1 pseudogene is annotated in these 259 nt (G+C 67.6%); it reads right to left on the bottom strand.

Features of this window, described 5'->3' with window-relative positions:
* Positions 1–259, bottom strand: a pseudogene (locus SB822_RS58615) (polysaccharide biosynthesis protein); the annotation flags it as partial.

The raw sequence follows: 259 nt of genomic DNA, 5'->3' as shown, positions 1-259 counted from the left end.
CCGCACGCCCGGCGCCGATGATCAGCACGCGCTGGCTGACGTCGGCCGAATGGGCGATCTGATAGTCCTTCCACGCCCGATACAGCAGGCGCGGCGTGCCCAGCAGCGCGGAGAGCGCGAACGGGTACACCACCAGCACCGACATCGGCACGCCATTGAAACGGTCCACGGCCAGGGCCAGCACGATGGCGATCATGCCCAGGAAGCTGGCCTTGAAGATGTTCCACAGGTCCGGGACGCTGGCGAAGCGCCACAGGCC

The organism is Paraburkholderia sp. SIMBA_054 (genome assembly GCF_046534875.1).
Taxonomy (GTDB): domain Bacteria; phylum Pseudomonadota; class Gammaproteobacteria; order Burkholderiales; family Burkholderiaceae; genus Paraburkholderia; species Paraburkholderia hospita.
The sequence above is the reverse complement of the archived record's forward strand: the minus strand, read 5'-3'. Positions and strand labels throughout refer to the sequence as shown.